The sequence below is a fragment of the Flagellimonas sp. 2504JD1-5 genome, from assembly GCF_053618295.1.
On the sequence record NZ_JBSIOU010000001.1, the window covers coordinates 1,315,717 to 1,331,436 of the forward strand.

Annotated in this window: 17 protein-coding genes; 16 read left to right on the top strand and 1 reads right to left on the bottom strand. The window is 38.7% G+C overall.

All coding sequences use genetic code 11. The features are described from left to right. The first annotated feature begins 21 nt into the window (after positions 1 to 21). From ACULLG_RS05850 to ACULLG_RS05900, 11 genes are all read left to right on the top strand, one after another. Positions 22 to 645, top strand: coding sequence for a DUF4230 domain-containing protein (locus ACULLG_RS05850; protein ID WP_452125838.1), 624 nt, complete (start codon positions 22 to 24; stop codon positions 643 to 645). Positions 646 to 649: 4 nt separating this feature from the next. After that, on the top strand, positions 650 to 1,054 hold the full coding sequence (locus tag ACULLG_RS05855; RefSeq protein WP_452125839.1) for a Dabb family protein: 405 nt from the start codon (positions 650 to 652) through the stop codon (positions 1,052 to 1,054). Next, on the top strand, positions 1,051 to 1,410 hold the full coding sequence (locus ACULLG_RS05860) for an MmcQ/YjbR family DNA-binding protein (RefSeq protein ID WP_452125840.1): 360 nt from the start codon (positions 1,051 to 1,053) through the stop codon (positions 1,408 to 1,410). The genes ACULLG_RS05855 and ACULLG_RS05860 overlap by 4 nt, the downstream gene beginning before the upstream one ends. A 130-nt stretch (positions 1,411 to 1,540) precedes the next feature. After that, positions 1,541 to 1,939: a response regulator gene (locus ACULLG_RS05865; protein ID WP_452125841.1), complete on the top strand. Its 399-nt coding sequence runs from the start codon at positions 1,541 to 1,543 to the stop codon at positions 1,937 to 1,939. 77 nt (positions 1,940 to 2,016) lie between these two features. Further along, positions 2,017 to 2,559 (top strand): heme NO-binding domain-containing protein, encoded by a 543-nt coding sequence (locus ACULLG_RS05870; protein WP_452125842.1) that lies wholly within the window; start codon positions 2,017 to 2,019, stop codon positions 2,557 to 2,559. Then, positions 2,513 to 4,933: a PAS domain S-box protein gene (locus ACULLG_RS05875; protein ID WP_452125843.1), complete on the top strand. Its 2,421-nt coding sequence runs from the start codon at positions 2,513 to 2,515 to the stop codon at positions 4,931 to 4,933. Before ACULLG_RS05870 ends, ACULLG_RS05875 begins: the two co-directional genes overlap by 47 nt. Continuing rightward, positions 4,930 to 6,057, top strand: a complete 1,128-nt coding sequence (locus ACULLG_RS05880; protein ID WP_452125844.1) for an FIST signal transduction protein — start codon at positions 4,930 to 4,932, stop codon at positions 6,055 to 6,057. The genes ACULLG_RS05875 and ACULLG_RS05880 overlap by 4 nt, the downstream gene beginning before the upstream one ends. Beyond that, entirely contained in the window at positions 6,058 to 7,116 is a 1,059-nt protein-coding gene (locus ACULLG_RS05885) for a sensor histidine kinase (protein WP_452125845.1), read from the top strand. Beyond that, positions 7,109 to 7,432: an Hpt domain-containing protein gene (locus ACULLG_RS05890; RefSeq protein WP_452125846.1), complete on the top strand. Its 324-nt coding sequence runs from the start codon at positions 7,109 to 7,111 to the stop codon at positions 7,430 to 7,432. The genes ACULLG_RS05885 and ACULLG_RS05890 overlap by 8 nt, the downstream gene beginning before the upstream one ends. A 1-nt stretch (position 7,433) precedes the next feature. Then, positions 7,434 to 8,144 carry a LytR/AlgR family response regulator transcription factor gene (locus tag ACULLG_RS05895; protein ID WP_452125848.1) on the top strand — a complete coding sequence of 237 codons (711 nt, stop codon included), beginning with the start codon at positions 7,434 to 7,436 and terminating at the stop codon, positions 8,142 to 8,144. 107 nt (positions 8,145 to 8,251) lie between these two features. Then, positions 8,252 to 8,554, top strand: a complete 303-nt coding sequence (locus ACULLG_RS05900; protein WP_452125850.1) for an STAS domain-containing protein — start codon at positions 8,252 to 8,254, stop codon at positions 8,552 to 8,554. A 44-nt stretch (positions 8,555 to 8,598) separates the two neighbouring features. Here the strand turns inward: ACULLG_RS05900 and ACULLG_RS05905 are convergent, their stop codons facing one another. Next, positions 8,599 to 10,335 carry a T9SS type A sorting domain-containing protein gene (locus tag ACULLG_RS05905; protein WP_452125851.1) on the bottom strand — a complete coding sequence of 579 codons (1,737 nt, stop codon included), beginning with the start codon at positions 10,333 to 10,335 and terminating at the stop codon, positions 8,599 to 8,601. Positions 10,336 to 10,673: 338 nt separating this feature from the next. Here ACULLG_RS05905 and ACULLG_RS05910 point away from each other — a divergent pair, with 338 nt between their 5' ends. From ACULLG_RS05910 to ACULLG_RS05930, 5 genes are all read left to right on the top strand, one after another. Beyond that, positions 10,674 to 12,131, top strand: a complete 1,458-nt coding sequence (locus ACULLG_RS05910) for an MBOAT family O-acyltransferase (protein WP_452125852.1) — start codon at positions 10,674 to 10,676, stop codon at positions 12,129 to 12,131. Between the two features lie 10 nt (positions 12,132 to 12,141). Further along, complete coding sequence (locus tag ACULLG_RS05915) at positions 12,142 to 13,182, top strand: hypothetical protein (RefSeq protein ID WP_452125853.1); 1,041 nt, start codon at positions 12,142 to 12,144, stop codon at positions 13,180 to 13,182. Positions 13,183 to 13,377: 195 nt separating this feature from the next. Next, complete coding sequence (locus ACULLG_RS05920; protein WP_420321450.1) at positions 13,378 to 13,743, top strand: response regulator transcription factor; 366 nt, start codon at positions 13,378 to 13,380, stop codon at positions 13,741 to 13,743. A gap of 1 nt (position 13,744) precedes the next feature. Continuing rightward, a complete protein-coding gene (locus tag ACULLG_RS05925) occupies positions 13,745 to 14,971 on the top strand; it encodes a sugar transferase (protein WP_452125854.1) in 1,227 nt (408 codons plus the stop codon). A 2-nt stretch (positions 14,972 to 14,973) separates the two neighbouring features. After that, positions 14,974 to 15,717, top strand: coding sequence for a TolC family protein (locus ACULLG_RS05930; protein WP_420321452.1), 744 nt, complete (start codon positions 14,974 to 14,976; stop codon positions 15,715 to 15,717). Positions 15,718 to 15,720 lie beyond the last annotated feature (3 nt).

A 15,720-nucleotide genomic window follows, 5' to 3' on the forward strand; every position in this document is an offset into this window, starting at 1 on the left:
TCAATCTTCATATATTTAAACATGGATGGCATTTTAGAAACTTTTTTGGGTCTTGTTCTTGGAGCAATACTTATGTATTGGTTGTTCTCCGTGTTTCGGAAAAAGAAAAACAAAGAGTTGACCCATCAACAGTCCACTGTGTTATTGGATAAGATCAAAAGTGTATGCAAATTGATTTCCGTGGAAGGCGATTTTGCGGAGATTTATCACTATGAGAACACCAAGGGAAGTCTAATGAACCTATTGACAAGTAAGAAGAAAGCGCTGGTCATTGTAAAGGCCAAAGCACATATTGGATATGATTTGCAAAAGTTGGGTTTAAAGGCGGATAACAAAACCAAAACAATCATCCTCACCCAATTCCCCGAGCCGGAGGTTTTGTCCATAGAGCCGGAACTTCAATATTATGATGTTAAAAATGGCTTGTTCAATAGTTTTTCTTCGGAAGACTTGACGAAGGTAAACCAAGAGGCGAAAGAACATATCAGACAAAAGATTCCGGAAAGCGGTCTTATGCAAACGGCCAGAAAGGAAGCATTGCAAGCTGTGTTGTTAGTTGAAAAAATTGTAGCGACCATTGGATGGACCTTGGACTATTCCGCTCTGGAAATAACAAATCGGGAAAAACAATTGTTGGAAGAATAAGATAATGAGAAAGGAAATTTTTACTTTGGTGCTGACCTTTATTTTAACAACCACCGGTTTTGCACAAACAGAAGACAGCATGAAAACCTTTGACCCAGCTTTTGCCCATACCGTTTACTTTTGGTTTAAAGACCCTGACAGCAAAGCGGACAAGGCAAGGTTTGAAACTTCATTGAAGACCTTTTTAAAAAACTCCAAGTTTGCAAAGACCAATTTTATAGGTACACCTCCAATGGCAACGCGGGATGTTGTGGATGGGTCATTTACCTATTCCTTAATAGTGACCTTTGAGTCTGCCGAGGCCCAGGAAGCTTACCAGACAGAACAGGCTCATTTAACCTTTATAGAGGAATGTAAGGATCTATGGGAAAAAGTTATTGTTTATGATTCTTTTGGTTTGAAGCAATGAATGTAGAAGAACTCAGAATTTTCTGTTTAAACATAAAAGGAGTAACGGAAGAGTTTCCTTTTGACGAACATACTTTGGTGTTTAAGGTTATGGGAAAAATGTTCGCGTTGATTCCTCTGGAAAGGATTCCGCCACAGTGCAATTTAAAATGTGATCCTGAAAAAGCTGTTGAACTTCGTGAAGAATACGATGGTGTTATTACGCCTGGTTACCATATGAGCAAAAAACATTGGAACACACTTTTTTTGGAACACATTCCTCCAGAATTGATCAAGGACCTTGTACATCATTCCTACAACTTGGTAGTGTCCGGTCTTACCAAGAAACTAAAAAACGAATTGGACGCTTTGCCCTAAGAATAATAAAAATCTGCCAGATTTCACCGAAACATTTTTACCATTCATCGACAGTTTTCTTGGATTTAACTATTTTGTAGTCCTTTTCTGAGGATAATTTTCAAATTTTGTATCCTAAATTATTTGTGCCATGAATGTATTGTTCATAGAAGATGATATGATCGAAACAATGAAGTTGCAGCGTGCAATTTCAAAGTTCGAATGCAAGCACAAGATTATTGAGGCTAAAAATGGAGAAGAAGCTTTGGAAATCTTAAAGGATGGTGTACTGCCCGATATTATTCTTTTAGATCTTAATATGCCACGTATGAGTGGAATAGAATTTCTTACTACAATCAAGTCGGATGACAGACTCAAATATCTTCCGACCATAATTTTGACCACATCTGAAAATCGGGTGGATTTACTAAAATGCTTCGAGATTGGAATCGCAGGCTACATTATAAAGCCCTTAAAATATGAGGATTACGAATCCAAACTCAAAAAGGTTTTTGACTACTGGGAAATCAGTGAATTGATCAAAGGCTAACAAAAAACCGTATTTCACAACATAATTTTTATAAATAGGTAGTACAATTCCTACTTTTAAATCATAATATTCTTATTATGAAAGGAATTGTTTTTACCGAGTTTTTAGAAATGGTCGAGGCAACCTATGGTTTAGAGGTTGTCGACACCATAATCGAAAACTGTGATCTTCCTTCAGGCGGGGCATACACTTCCGTAGGTACTTACAGCTTTAATGAAATGGTAAGTCTGTTGTCAGAACTTAACAAGACCACTGGCATATCCCAACAAAACTTATTGTACTCTTTTGGACATTATCTGTTTGACGGCCTCGTTGCTGCCCATCCCGATGTGGTATCAAGCTATAAAAGTCCAATTGGTCTTTTAAACTGCATTGAAGACCACATACATGTTCATGTAAAAAAGCTCTATCCAGATGCTGAGCTACCCCAATTTAAAATCCTGGCCAAAACGGAGAATTCACTGGAGATGATCTATAGCTCATCCCGAGGCCTATATGCTTTGGCGCATGGATTAATTGTAAAGACATTCGAGTATTTCGATAAAATGGTAAAAGTGGAATATAAACTATTAAATGAAAGCGGCACAGAGGTCAGGTTCAAGATCGTCCAAAACGGATAGTAACGAAGTATCGGTACTAAAGCGGGCACTAGCAAGGGAAAAGAAATCCCGAAAAGTGGCCGAAAACCTATTGGAAAGTAAAGCTAAAGAGCTTTATGATGCCTCCTTGCACCTAAAGGAAGCAAATGGCCGTTTAGAAGCACTATTAGACAACAAGGGAGACCGTATTGACAGTGCTTTTATAAACATAATTGACCCATACGTGGTCATGGACATGATGACCAACGTAATCAACATGAACGTTTCGGCCAAGGAATTTCTGGGATATGATCATACTAAAGAGGAGGTAAATCTTTCCGGTTTGGTGCATCCAGATTATTTGGAATATACCGCCGAATCATTCAAAACGCTCATGCAGGTCGGAATTCTAAAAAACTATTCGGCCAAAATCATAACCAAAAGCTTAGGAGAGAAATACGTGAATATTAATGCGAGCCTTATTTATAACGAGAATGGAAGCCCAATTGCCGCCCAAGGTGTAATTCGTGATATCACCCAAGAAGTTGAGATCCGAAATCTTTTGGAAAATCAAAAAAAGCAGCAGGATATCATTGTAGACAATTCTCCCTTAGGGATTTTGTTGATTGTTAAGGATAAAATAATCAAGGCAAACAAGTCCTTTGTAGAGCTTTTGGGGTATTCTGAATTGGAACTAAAAAAACTTTCTATCAACGATATATCCTCTTTGGAAGATAGTAATCTTTATGAAAACCTGGTGCAGAAAAGCCTAGAGGATGATTCCAAGAAATTTTCGATTGTAAGAAAGTTTCACAAAAAAAATGGGGACACGTTGTATGGAAAAACATCAATGAGTTCTTTACTGGATTCCAGTGGAGACATTGAATATAGTGTAGCCATGATCGAGGATATTACCCAGGAAAAGATTTCTGAAGAAAAATTGAGGGCTTCCGAAGAACGGATGGCCACTTTGATCAAGAATCTTCAAACCGGCATACTGCTCGAAGACCAGAACCGACATATAGTACTGGCCAATAAAAAATTCTGCGACCTCCTAGCGATTCCTGTTTCACCTGATGTGTTAAAAGGAGTTAACAGCAAAAAGTCTATCCATAAATACAAACATATGTTCTTGGAACCTGAGAATGCCATTAAAAGAATAGATCAGGTCATTCAAAAAAAGGAAGTTGTTACTGCAGACGAAATGGAACTGTTGGATGGAAGGACTTTCGAACGTGATTATATTCCATTGTTCAACAATGGTGAGTATCAAGGACATCTCTGGAGTTACAACGATGTCACGCTCAAAAAGAATTACCGCAGAAATCTTGAAATTCAAAAAGAGAAGTACAGCAGCATAATTGCCAATATGAATCTTGGCTTGGTCGAGGTTGACAACGATGAGAATATTCTGATGGTCAATCAGAGTTTTAGCGATATGGTCGGGATTTCTTCGGACAAACTAATCGGTAAAAATGCGAAAGATGCCATTCATATTATAGAAGAAGATCGCGAAAAATTAGAGCTCCATAATAAGAAAAGAAAAGAAGGGATATCGGATTCGTATGAAGTGGAAGTGAAGCTTGGCAATGGCGAAAGACGATTTTGGCTGATCAGCGGAGCACCACGTTATGATGATGCCGGACAAGTGGTGGGGTCAATTGGCATCCATCTGGATATAACGGCACAAAAGAACCTCGAACTTCAAAAAGAAGACTTGTTACAAGAGCTCGAATCCAGTAATAAAGGCCTTCAAGAATACGCACATATTGTTTCCCATGACCTTAAATCCCCTTTGCGAAGTGTAAGTGCTTTGGCCAGCTGGCTGTATGATGACTATAAGGATGCCTTGGATGAAAATGGGAGGTACAACCTAAAAATGATGCAAGAAAAGATTGAGGGAATGGATAAACTGATCACCGGAATTCTCAAATACTCAACGGTGAACAGTGGTATCTTGGATAACACCAATGTGGACATGAACGAGGTGATTCAAGAAATAGAAGAGATTATATACATTCCTGAAAATGTATCCATTAAAACCAAAAAGAAATTACCTACCATCAAGGCCGATAAGACCAAAATGCACCAGTTGTTCCAAAACTTTCTGAGCAATGCTGTGGTGAATATTGATAAAAAGAATGGTCTTGTTGAAATAGATTATAAAGAAAATAAGACCCACTGGGAGTTTAGTATTAAAGACAATGGCGTTGGCATTCCAAAGGAATATCACGAAAAGATTTTTCAAATATTTCAATCCATTGGTAGTAATGAACGCTCCACAGGAATTGGGCTTTCCATAGTCAAAAAAATCATTGACAGGTACAACGGAAAAGTATGGTTGGAAAGCGAAATAGGTGAAGGCACCACCTTCTATTTTACATTACAAAAAGACTCTAAAATTAAAAAGCAATGAAAGTAAATCAAGCAAAACGTTTTAAAGACGGAGAATGGGAAATTATTCAAGATCAACCCCTAAAAGAACCCCTGGTATTGGTATTTGGAGACCGATTTTTATTGGAATCCAAGACTATTTATGAAGAGGTGCGAAATTTATATCCAGATGGGCATTTGGTTTTTGGTTCCACCTCCGGGGAGATTATAGAGACCAATGTGTTTGAAGAAAGTATCTCATTAACGGCGATTGAGTTTGAACGGACCAAATTTGAGATTATAAGCGCCAATGTCTCCGATTATGTGGATATAGAAAAAATGGGCTTGGCCATTTCAAATCAATTTGATGCCAAAAAACTGAATCACATGTTTATTGTCTCCGATGGAAGTTTTGTAAACGGAAGTGGATTGATTGAGGGATTGGAGTCGGCTGATGGATTTGAAGCATCCATAACCGGCGGGTTATGTGGTGATGGAGCCCGATTTGAAAAGACACTAACCGCTTACAACGAAAATCCGAAACAAGGCGAAGTGGTCGCGATTGGTTTTTATGGTGAAGACCTTGAAGTTTCCTATGCAAATTTTGGAGGATGGACACCTTTTGGTCCAGAGAGGACCATTACCAAATCAGAAGGAAACATTCTTTACGAAATTGATGGCAAACCAGCACTCGATCTATATAAAATGTATTTGGGAAGCAAGGCAGATGAACTTCCCCAAGCTGCACTGCTATACCCATTAACGGTGCAACAAGATGAAGAGTCAGAACCTTTGGTGCGTACCATTCTAAACATCGATGAAGAGGCAAATTCCATGATTTTAGCGGGAGATGTGCCCCTGAATTCCAAGGTGCAATTAATGATGTCCACAATGGACGATATAGCTGAAGGAGCATCTAACGCAGCAGAATTGGCGATGAGAGATAGAAAAAACAAACCCGAACTGGCCATTTTGGTTAGTTGTGTGGGAAGAAAACTGGTATTGGACCAACGAACGGAAGATGAGATAGAAGAAGTAGCCGACATTATCGGGGAGCAAGCGAGAATCACAGGATTCTATTCCTATGGTGAGATGGCCCCTTTTGCTGGAAAAAATGAATGCCAGTTGCACAATCAGACCATGACCCTAACCTTATTGAGTGAATAGATGCATTCGCTGCTTAAAAGACAGATAAAGAAATTCTTGCCCAAAGAATTGGTAGAACATCCTGAAATGGAAAGGTTCTTTGATTCTATAAACAAGTCATATTCAGATTTCGACGAAAAACTGAAAATGATTCAACGGGCTACGTCTTTGAGTTCTGAAGAATTATATGTTGCAAACCAACGCCTGAACAAGGAGGCGGAAAGCCAGCGAAAGGTGTTAGATTCATTAAGTCGGGCAGTGGCTTCCATGCAAGACAAAACCTCTGATCGTATAAATGGAATTATAGACCTAAATCCACAAAAATTGGTGGAGGACATTGCAAAACAGGCACATATGCTGGTGGAGATTACGGCAGAAAAAGATATGCTCCTTAAAAACCTGGAACAGCAGAATGAGTCATTGAACAATTATGCCCATATGGTATCACACGATTTAAAATCACCCATTAGAAATGTGCATTCATTGGTGAGTTGGGTTTTTGAAGATGGTCAGCAAGAGTTTAAGGAAAAAAGTAAGGAAAACGTGCAGCTCATTTTTCAGAACCTGGCTAAAATGGATAGCTTGATTGATGGTATTTTAAGACATTCCACAATAGATTCCATTCAAGAAAGTGCCAGCCCGGTAGATATTTATCAGCTTATTGCCGAAATAGAACAGACCATATTCGTGCCCGATAATGTCACCATAAAAAAGAGTAAGCATCTGCCCAAATTGTTAACCGGTAAATATCGAATTGAACAGCTGTTTAAAAACCTGATTACAAATGCGATTGCAGCTACCGAGGAAAAAGAAGAAGGAAGCATTATGATCGATGTGAAGGAAGAATTTGATGGATGGCTGTTCAGTGTAACAGACAACGGGAAGGGGATACCCAAACATTTGCAGACCGGAATATTTGGAATGTTCAAAAAACTGGAAAACAATTCTGGAGCTACCGGAATTGGTCTGGCCCTGGTCAAGAAAATTATAAACTATTATAAAGGAGATATCTGGCTGTCCTCAGAAGAGGGCATGGGAACCACCTTCTTTTTTACTATTAAAAACATTCGAAATGACTGAGCAACCCAACCTTGATTATATAAAGGAGATTTCTGGAGGCAATGAGGATTTTGAAAAGAAATTCTTGACCATTATCCAGACAGAGTTTCCAAAAGAAAAGAATGATTACCTAGAAAACCTGGAAAGTAACAATTTGGAAGAATCCGCAAAAATTGTCCATAAAATAAAACACAAATTGGGCATTCTCGGATTAACAGGAGGATACAAATTGGCCATTAAGTACGAGGAAGACCTAAAGTACGGAGACACAAAACTCGAAGATGAGTTTAAACAGATATTACAATCAGTGGAGGAGTTTATTTTAAAAATAGCTTAAGGTGAAATGTATAATAGTAGATGACGAAGCGAGCGCACGGGCCATTGTTTTGGAACTGTGCAAGGCTATTCCCGAAATACAGGTGGTGGCAGAATTTCCCAATGCGTTGGAAGCATTAAAATTCTTAAAGCACAATACGGTGGACTTGATTTTTTTGGATATCCATATGCCAAAACTCACCGGGGTCGATTTTATTGAAACGGTTAATGACCCGCCCAAAATTGTCTTGACCACATCCGACAAAGATTTTGCAATAGAAGCCTATGCATATGAATTTATTGTGGATTATTTGGTAAAACCCATTACACAAGAACGTTTTCAAAAATGTGTGGTAAAACTAAATAATGCTTTCAGGCAATCCGCTACAGAACAAACAGATAACCAATCGTTACTGGCGGAAGATGAAGATCTATATATTAATATTGATCGTCGATTGATCAAATTAAAATTTCATGAGATACTGCTCATTGAGGCACAGGGCGATTACATAGAAATCAAAACGCAAAACAAAAGGTATCGGGTACATTCCACCCTGAAAAAGATAAAGGAAAAGTTACCGCAATCCCGGTTTTTGCAGATTCATAGGTCGTTCATAATCAACTTTACCCAAATAATAGATATTCAGGATAACAGCGTACTCATTGAACGAAGTGTTATCCCCATTAGTCGGTCAAACAGACCAGAATTGATGCAAAGATTGAATCTTTTATAAAAAGAAAGAAAAATACTACAATTTAACGGTTAATTTACGTTATACATAAGAGCACTTCATGAAAATGTTAAAACAAATAGTTCATAACCAACTAAATTTTTTAGCATATGTCATTGGAAATTAAAGAACACCGAGGGATTTTTGAAATCCTTGGAAGGGTAACAACACAACATGTTGGAGCACTAAACTCCTATTTTAGTCATATTATGGAACAGCACGATAATATAGTTGTGAGCTTGGAAAGGGTTACAGAATTGGATTCCGCTTCTGCACATTTTTTTGAAAGACTGTACCAAAATTCAGCACGCCAAAACAAAGTGGTTTCCTTGATAGGAAGACAGAATACACGTGTGACTGAAATACTGAATGCGACAAAAACAAATTATATTCTGAGTCCGGATAGGATATAAAATGCATAAAAAAGGGCCTTACTTAAGTAAGGCCCTTTTTTGTTCTACCTAATAATTAGGCGATGGGTTTCCGATTTTTCTTCAGAAATTACTTTTATAAAATAAAGCCCGGCCCGATAACTTTCCACATTAAAGGGAGTGCCCATAATATATTTGCCTTCATACATTAACTTACCATCTAGGTTGATAATCTGAATGGTTGGATTTTTCATTTGCCGGTTCCTAAGATAAAAAGCGGACTTAGTGGGATTTGGATAAAAAACTGTGGATTCCTGATTTTTTGGAAGCTCATCGATTAGTTCAGGTTCTTCTGGAATCCTGGCTCTTAATGAAGTGCCTCCAGAGACCTGGTACTCATATGCGCCAATATCAAAAGTAGTGCCCGAAGGCCGGGTTTCATTTTCAAGGTCAAAAGTTACCCCCCAAGACGAAACATTGGTGCCGGCATCCACAACATCCGAGGTTTGTGAACTGGGACTATAGTCATCATTCAAAATGTCTGTCAACCCCAAAGTGTCCATTTGACGTGTCATGATGTTATCATAAATGTTGGCTAATAAACTGTCGCGAGCAGAACGGTCGTTAAAGTCAAAATAACTTTCCTGATCTTGTTTCCAGGTATTGCCACCCTCATAATCGTTGCCGGGATCTACCACTAAATTGTTCACAAAATAGGAAGGAACCTCATCTTGCGAAGCATAAAGTTTGTTGGGGTCATTGGTCTCGGTGATTTTAGTGTTATACAACATTCCGGAGTCACCGGGTTCTATAATGGTGTTGTTCAATACATAATAGCCTTCGTTAATATCATCGAACTCATGTCTGTTATGCATAAAGATGCCATGAAAATCCGGGCGAACAATGACATTGTTATAGATTTTGGTACCACTTTCGGCACTTATAAACTGTATGCCCTGGCCATTTCCGCTGGAACCATTGATCATGGTATTGTTGTACACCTCATAAATTCCACCCCCAATGCTCATGGCAAAATCTTGAAAATATACATTGTCCCGTCCATAATTGCTAATGTGATTGTCCCGTATTTTTCCATTTTCCCTCACCAGATTTAATTGAATGCCGTCCCAATCTACATCTTCGATAATGTTGTGGTGTATGTCCACATTTTCTAACCAGTGGCCAAAGATCTTTGTGCCATTGCAGCTTCGGTTGGAGTTAATTTTATATCCCCCTGTAAAACCCACATAAATGCCTTCACCGCCGGTATCGTGAATGTAGTTGTGATGAATGTTGAGATTTTCCAGAACGAACCCATTAACACGCCATGTGTCTGGGTCGCTACAATAGGGATCCGTCTTGGCCATAATTCCCGCAAAACCGGCTGAGGAGATTTCAATATGGTCTATTTCAATGTCGGTGCTGAAATTTTCCACATATATGCCAACAGCTCCACTCCCGGTACCTGCGATTTCAATACCGTATGTATGGGCAGCATCACCGGTTCCGGTCAACCGGATAAACTTACTTTTTTTAAAGGAGATTCCAGTATAGACACTTTCAGTCAAAACCACCTTCCCACCACAATTTTTAATGGTAAGTGGTTGAGCGGCGGTGCCTTCAAAATCATAAAATCGAATACCGGCATAATTTCCAGCCGGAATGCAAATGGTGTCCCCAGGGGAATAGGTCGTCTGCGAAGCCCAAATAAGATTCAAAGAGGTTGAAGAAAGCCCAGACAAAGTAACATCGCAGTTACAACTCTGGGAAAATGAGAGGGTGGCCCAGGGCAATAAAGCCAAGAGTAAAAATCCATTTTTCATAATATATAGTTTTGGTTGTTCTATGCTGCGCACCTATTCGGATACCAAAAAAGCACCAATAGGATTCGGGGGAAGTTGGAGGGGATAGCTAAAGGTATATAGAATGTAATATAAATCCTACAAATTATGATTTTATTAACTGTTGATAAGCACCAATAACAAATGAATGGATACTATTATGATTCATAACAATTAGCAGGGAAATAGAGGTATAGGTTTATGTCTGTGGGAATTTCATATACATTAATGCGGCATACACAACATAAATAGGAAAATACTTACATAAAATAGTGAAATTACGTTTTGTATTTCAATAATACAATTGTAAACCAACAACCATGATTTTTAATTCCCTTGAATTTACCATTTTCTTGCCTGTGGTATTCATTCTTTATTGGTATGTATTTAATAAGAACCTAAAACATCAAAATCTACTGATTTTAGCTTCAAGTTATTTGTTTTACGGATGGTGGGATTGGAGATTTCTTTCGTTGATCATATTTAGCACCCTCGCCGATTATTTGATAGGAAATGCTTTGATAAAACAAGAAAAACAACGAACACGAAAGGCACTTTTATGGACCAGTATTTTGGTTAATCTGGGGTTTTTGGGCTTTTTCAAATACTACAATTTTTTTCTGGACAATTTTGTAGCTGCGTTCACCTTTTTTGGAAATGAGATCAATGCCAATTCGTTAAATATCATATTGCCTGTTGGAATCAGTTTTTATACGTTCCAAACCCTCAGCTATACCATAGATGTATACAAAAGAAAATTGCAACCAGAGCAAGACTTTGTGGCTTTTGCCGCTTTCGTAAGCTTTTTTCCACAGCTTGTTGCCGGCCCAATTGAAAGAGCAACGAACCTTTTGCCACAATTTCCAGTAAAGCGAAAGTTTAGTTACAGCAAGGCGGTTGATGGTATGCGGCAAATACTTTGGGGCCTTTTTAAAAAGGTGGTTATTGCCGACAATTGTGCCGAGTTTGCCAATATGATTTTTAATAATTCCGATGGCCAATCAGGGAGTATGTTGGTATTGGGCGCTCTGTTCTTCACTTTTCAGATTTATGGCGATTTCTCTGGCTATTCCGATATCGCTATTGGTACGGCCCGGCTTTTTGGATTTAACCTAAAGCGCAATTTTGCCTACCCTTATTTTTCTCGGGATATAGCCGAATTCTGGCGAAGATGGCATATTTCATTATCTACTTGGTTCAGGGATTACCTATACATTCCGTTGGGAGGTAGCCGGGGTGGAACCTCTATGAAAATAAGGAACACCTTTATCATTTTTATTGTAAGTGGATTTTGGCATGGCGCCAATTGGACCTTTATTGTTTGGGGTGCCTTGAATGCTATCTACTTTTTACCATTACTACTTACCAAAAAGAATAGAAACAATCTAGAAGTTGTTGCAAAAGGCAAGTTGGTGCCTTCCCTTCGGGAAGTTTGGGCGATGTCAACCACTTTTGCATTAACAGTTTTGGCATGGATTTTCTTCAGGGCCGAAAATCTGGGTCATGCACTAACCTATATCTCGGATATTTTCTCCAATTCCCTTTTTACCATACCAGAGTTCGATGCGTATATGGGCATTAAGGTACTTCTGATTTTTGTGTTGTTGACTTTCTTTTTGATTATTGAATGGATGGGACGCGAAAATGAATACGCGATAGAAGGATTGAGGGTAAAAATGAACAAGAGGGTCTATCGCTGGTCGTTCTACCTGATCATTTGGAGCTTTATATTCATTTTTTCCGGTAACGAACAAGAATTTATCTATTTCCAATTTTAAACAAGCAATTATGATAAGTAATTTGATCAAACAAGTATTGGCATTTGCAGTGATTTGGTTTGTGCTTGTGTATCTCATATGCCTGTTTTTACCATTTCATTACTTCAACACGGAGTATCCCATGTGGAAAAGTAAAATGGAAGTCATGGAATCTGAAAACACATTCAGCAATTTTATAATTGGCGACAGTAGGGTAATCGCTGGGATTGACCCCGATGACTTGGGGTCAAAGTACTACAACTTGGCTTTGGGCGGTGGCACACCAATGGAAGGATATTATTCTTTAAAAAGAATGCTCAATGCCGATAAAAAAATAGATACCATTATCATTTCGTATGGACCTCTCCATTTTGAGCAATCCGAAATGTTTTGGGATCGACAGGTAAAATATAATTTCTACAACCTGGATGAGATTGACCATATTTTTAATGACCTGAACACTGAAAATGAAACTTTTTGGGAATACGAAGGAGAAACAAATTTTAAAGAATCGGAAAAAAGCTCGCTGATAAGAAGAGCCTATAAGACCTATTTTAAATTTCCAACAGAATTAAGGACGGAATTGAGTAAATCATTCTTATTGCGCGGCTATATCAATTATACCGTTTACAATGAGATAAGAAATAGGAGAGGATGCTTTGATTTTGGAAGAGCGGCGCATTCCAATGATTTGAATGTTGAAGCGCAACGAACAAAATTCAGACCTAAAAAGGTTTTGGTTTCGTCATTGGAGATGTTGTTTGAGCTGGCGCACAAAAACAACATTACCATTATGTATACTTCGCTCCCAATGAATCGAACTTCGTATAGTGCGTTGGATGTGGAATACCGAAAGGGGGTGGAACAAATGGATGATTATCTAAAGCAAACCCATCCTTATGTGAAGTACGTAAATCCTGTATTGATGCCCTATGACGATACTTACTTTGGCGACGCTTCGCACCTTAACAAAAAAGGAAGGAAAAAATTCACTTTTGAGCTTAAACAACTGGTCACCCAAAAACTTTTCCACTCCGATAATTCCTTAACAGGATTGGAGTTTGAAGAATAGAAAGCGAACTATTTTCCTCAAAATTCAAGAGGGTAGCTGTCCAAAGAGTTGCTGCCAAAAATTACTGTTGAGCTAAGGCAATATCACAATTAAAAGCCCTCACCACATAAAGCCCAGCTTTTACAACATTCAATTTATATAACGTAATACAAATCCTACTTTTAAACTAAAATAAGTACTACAAAAATAGATATTATGAAAATACTGGTAGTAGATGACAAACAATCGCTGAGTGAACTGGTCGCCCAATTTTTGGGACAATCCCACTCAGTAACAACAATGGATAATGGTTTGGCAGCCATTTCGTGGCTTCAAGCTGGCAATTTACCGGATTTGGTGATTACAGACCTTGAAATGCCGGAAATGGATGGTTTTGAATTGATTAAAAGAATCAAGGAATCTGGAGTTTTTTCCGATATCCCCATTATTGTATTGAGCTGCAGGGACAGTAGTTCTGATCGTGTGGAGTGCCTTCGTTTGGGAGCCGATGATTATATCGTGAAACCATTCAATCCGGAGGAATTAATGATTCGGGTAGACAAGCTGCTCATTAGACAATAGCATGGAAATACTTACAAAGAAAAAAACAAGGATAATTTATCTGGGCACCAACCAAAGATTTGCCGATGAATTTCATCGCTTTTCCAAAGATGTTGAGGTCAGTGCTGCGCAAACTGGTGTGGAAGCCATTAGATGGCTGCATCAAAATTGCGATTTCAAGGCCAAAAAGTGGATAAATGCAAATCAGACCGTAGATGCAATTCTTTGTGAGCGAAACATTCCCTTTAAAAATCTCAGCGAATTTGAAGAATATGTTGAGGAAGTATTTGATCCGGCCCGAAAAATACCTTTCGTCCTTTTAAGCGATAAGGTGAGTAGGGAAGATAAATTAGAGGCCCTTGAACGCGGTTTTGACGATATTTTTATTCATCCCATAAGCTTTGAACAAGTTCTTGAAAGAATCAATTTTTTGAAGGAACTGAAGTCAAACCTTAGGGAACAAAAGATTTCTTCCGGTCAAGAAGGAGTCAAGGAATATAAAATAGGATTCTGGAAAAGAAGTTTTGATATTGCTGTTGCGTCGACGGTATTGTTCCTGGCCTCCCCATTTTTATTGCTGGTGATCTTGGCCATTCGTCTAGAATCGAAAGGAAAAGTGTACTACATCTCCAAAAGAGTGGGAACCGGGTATAAAATCTTCAATTTTTTAAAGTTGAGGTCCATGTACCCCGATGCCGATAAACGTTTAAAGGAGTTTCAGCATTTAAACCAATATGTACATGATGATGAAGAGGAAACTGAGATCACTTCACCAGCACAAACTTTGGAAAAGGGGAATGTGCTCATTGGTGATGATACCGAAGTGGATGAATTAATGCACAATCAAAAAAGAAAACAAAGTGCAGAAAGTGCGTTTGTCAAGTTTGACAACGACCCAAGAATAACAAAAGTTGGAAAGATAATTAGGAAACTGAGCATTGATGAATTACCACAATTAATCAATGTATTAAAAGGCGATATGTCCATTGTAGGCAACCGGCCCTTACCCCTTTACGAAGCAGAAATGCTTACAACCGATGAGTGGACCGAAAGATTCAATGGCCCTTCGGGGATAACAGGTCTTTGGCAAGTCGAAGCAAGGGGGAGGTCGTCAAAAATGTCGCCCGAAGAACGAAAGCAATTGGATATCAAGTATGTAAAATATGCAAACAGCAAGTATGCATTCTTGATTGATATGTGGATTGTACTTCGAACCTTCAAGGCAGTTTTTCAAAAAGAAAACGTATAACAATGAAAATGAAACACATTGCCATAGCATCATTGTTGCTGCTGTGCAATTTTGCCTTGGGCCAGGATATAGATGAGTTCATAGCCAAGAATCTTGAAAAAAATGACATCACCAAAGTGCTTCCACCTCTGGATAGCCTAATTGCCTTGGCACATGAAAATTCACCCGAGCTAAAATATCGGGATGCGGACCAAAAGTATTGGAAGGCCAGACAGCGTTTGGCTCAAACCCGATGGTTGGACTATTTTTATTTGGAAGCAGTTTACAGTTATGGGGTGTTCGATAATTTGACATCATCGCAATTGGCAGGAATTCCACAACCCAGTCAAACCTTATTTTCCACAGAACAGGACCGGTATACCTTTGGGCCTTCGCTTAAAATTCCAATTTCAGCAATCCTTAATCGGAAAAATACCATTAGATCGGCAAAGGCAGAAGCCGAACGGTCGGTTTATGAAAAAGAAGTGGATAAGGCAAAGCTTCGCGAAGTGGTTATTGTTCGATACAATGAACTGGTTAAGGCACATCGGTTGCTCTTTGTTTATGGATCTATTGTTGATACTTATAAAATACAGTCGCTTAGAGCGGAGACCGAATATAAAAATGGGATTATTTCCGTACCAGAGTTCACCCGTCTTAGTCAAATGCTTAACGAAGCCATTGTGGCTCACGAAGCTCAAAAATCTGAATTGAGTCTGGCAGTTTTGCTGTTGGAAGAAGTAGTTGGGATAAAATTGAACATTTAGGAA

Coding starts and splice junctions, on each gene's coding strand:
- ACULLG_RS05920 (WP_420321450.1), top strand. CDS start 13,378: ATGAAAATACTGGTAGTAGATGACAAACAATCGCTGAGTGAACTGGTC.
- ACULLG_RS05855 (WP_452125839.1), top strand. CDS start 650: ATGAGAAAGGAAATTTTTACTTTGGTGCTGACCTTTATTTTAACAACC.
- ACULLG_RS05875 (WP_452125843.1), top strand. CDS start 2,513: ATGAAAGCGGCACAGAGGTCAGGTTCAAGATCGTCCAAAACGGATAGT.
- ACULLG_RS05860 (WP_452125840.1), top strand. CDS start 1,051: ATGAATGTAGAAGAACTCAGAATTTTCTGTTTAAACATAAAAGGAGTA.
- ACULLG_RS05905 (WP_452125851.1), bottom strand. CDS start 10,335: ATGAAAAATGGATTTTTACTCTTGGCTTTATTGCCCTGGGCCACCCTC.
- ACULLG_RS05890 (WP_452125846.1), top strand. CDS start 7,109: ATGACTGAGCAACCCAACCTTGATTATATAAAGGAGATTTCTGGAGGC.
- ACULLG_RS05915 (WP_452125853.1), top strand. CDS start 12,142: ATGATAAGTAATTTGATCAAACAAGTATTGGCATTTGCAGTGATTTGG.
- ACULLG_RS05850 (WP_452125838.1), top strand. CDS start 22: ATGGATGGCATTTTAGAAACTTTTTTGGGTCTTGTTCTTGGAGCAATA.
- ACULLG_RS05870 (WP_452125842.1), top strand. CDS start 2,017: ATGAAAGGAATTGTTTTTACCGAGTTTTTAGAAATGGTCGAGGCAACC.
- ACULLG_RS05900 (WP_452125850.1), top strand. CDS start 8,252: ATGTCATTGGAAATTAAAGAACACCGAGGGATTTTTGAAATCCTTGGA.
- ACULLG_RS05865 (WP_452125841.1), top strand. CDS start 1,541: ATGAATGTATTGTTCATAGAAGATGATATGATCGAAACAATGAAGTTG.
- ACULLG_RS05930 (WP_420321452.1), top strand. CDS start 14,974: ATGAAAATGAAACACATTGCCATAGCATCATTGTTGCTGCTGTGCAAT.
- ACULLG_RS05925 (WP_452125854.1), top strand. CDS start 13,745: ATGGAAATACTTACAAAGAAAAAAACAAGGATAATTTATCTGGGCACC.
- ACULLG_RS05880 (WP_452125844.1), top strand. CDS start 4,930: ATGAAAGTAAATCAAGCAAAACGTTTTAAAGACGGAGAATGGGAAATT.
- ACULLG_RS05910 (WP_452125852.1), top strand. CDS start 10,674: ATGATTTTTAATTCCCTTGAATTTACCATTTTCTTGCCTGTGGTATTC.
- ACULLG_RS05885 (WP_452125845.1), top strand. CDS start 6,058: ATGCATTCGCTGCTTAAAAGACAGATAAAGAAATTCTTGCCCAAAGAA.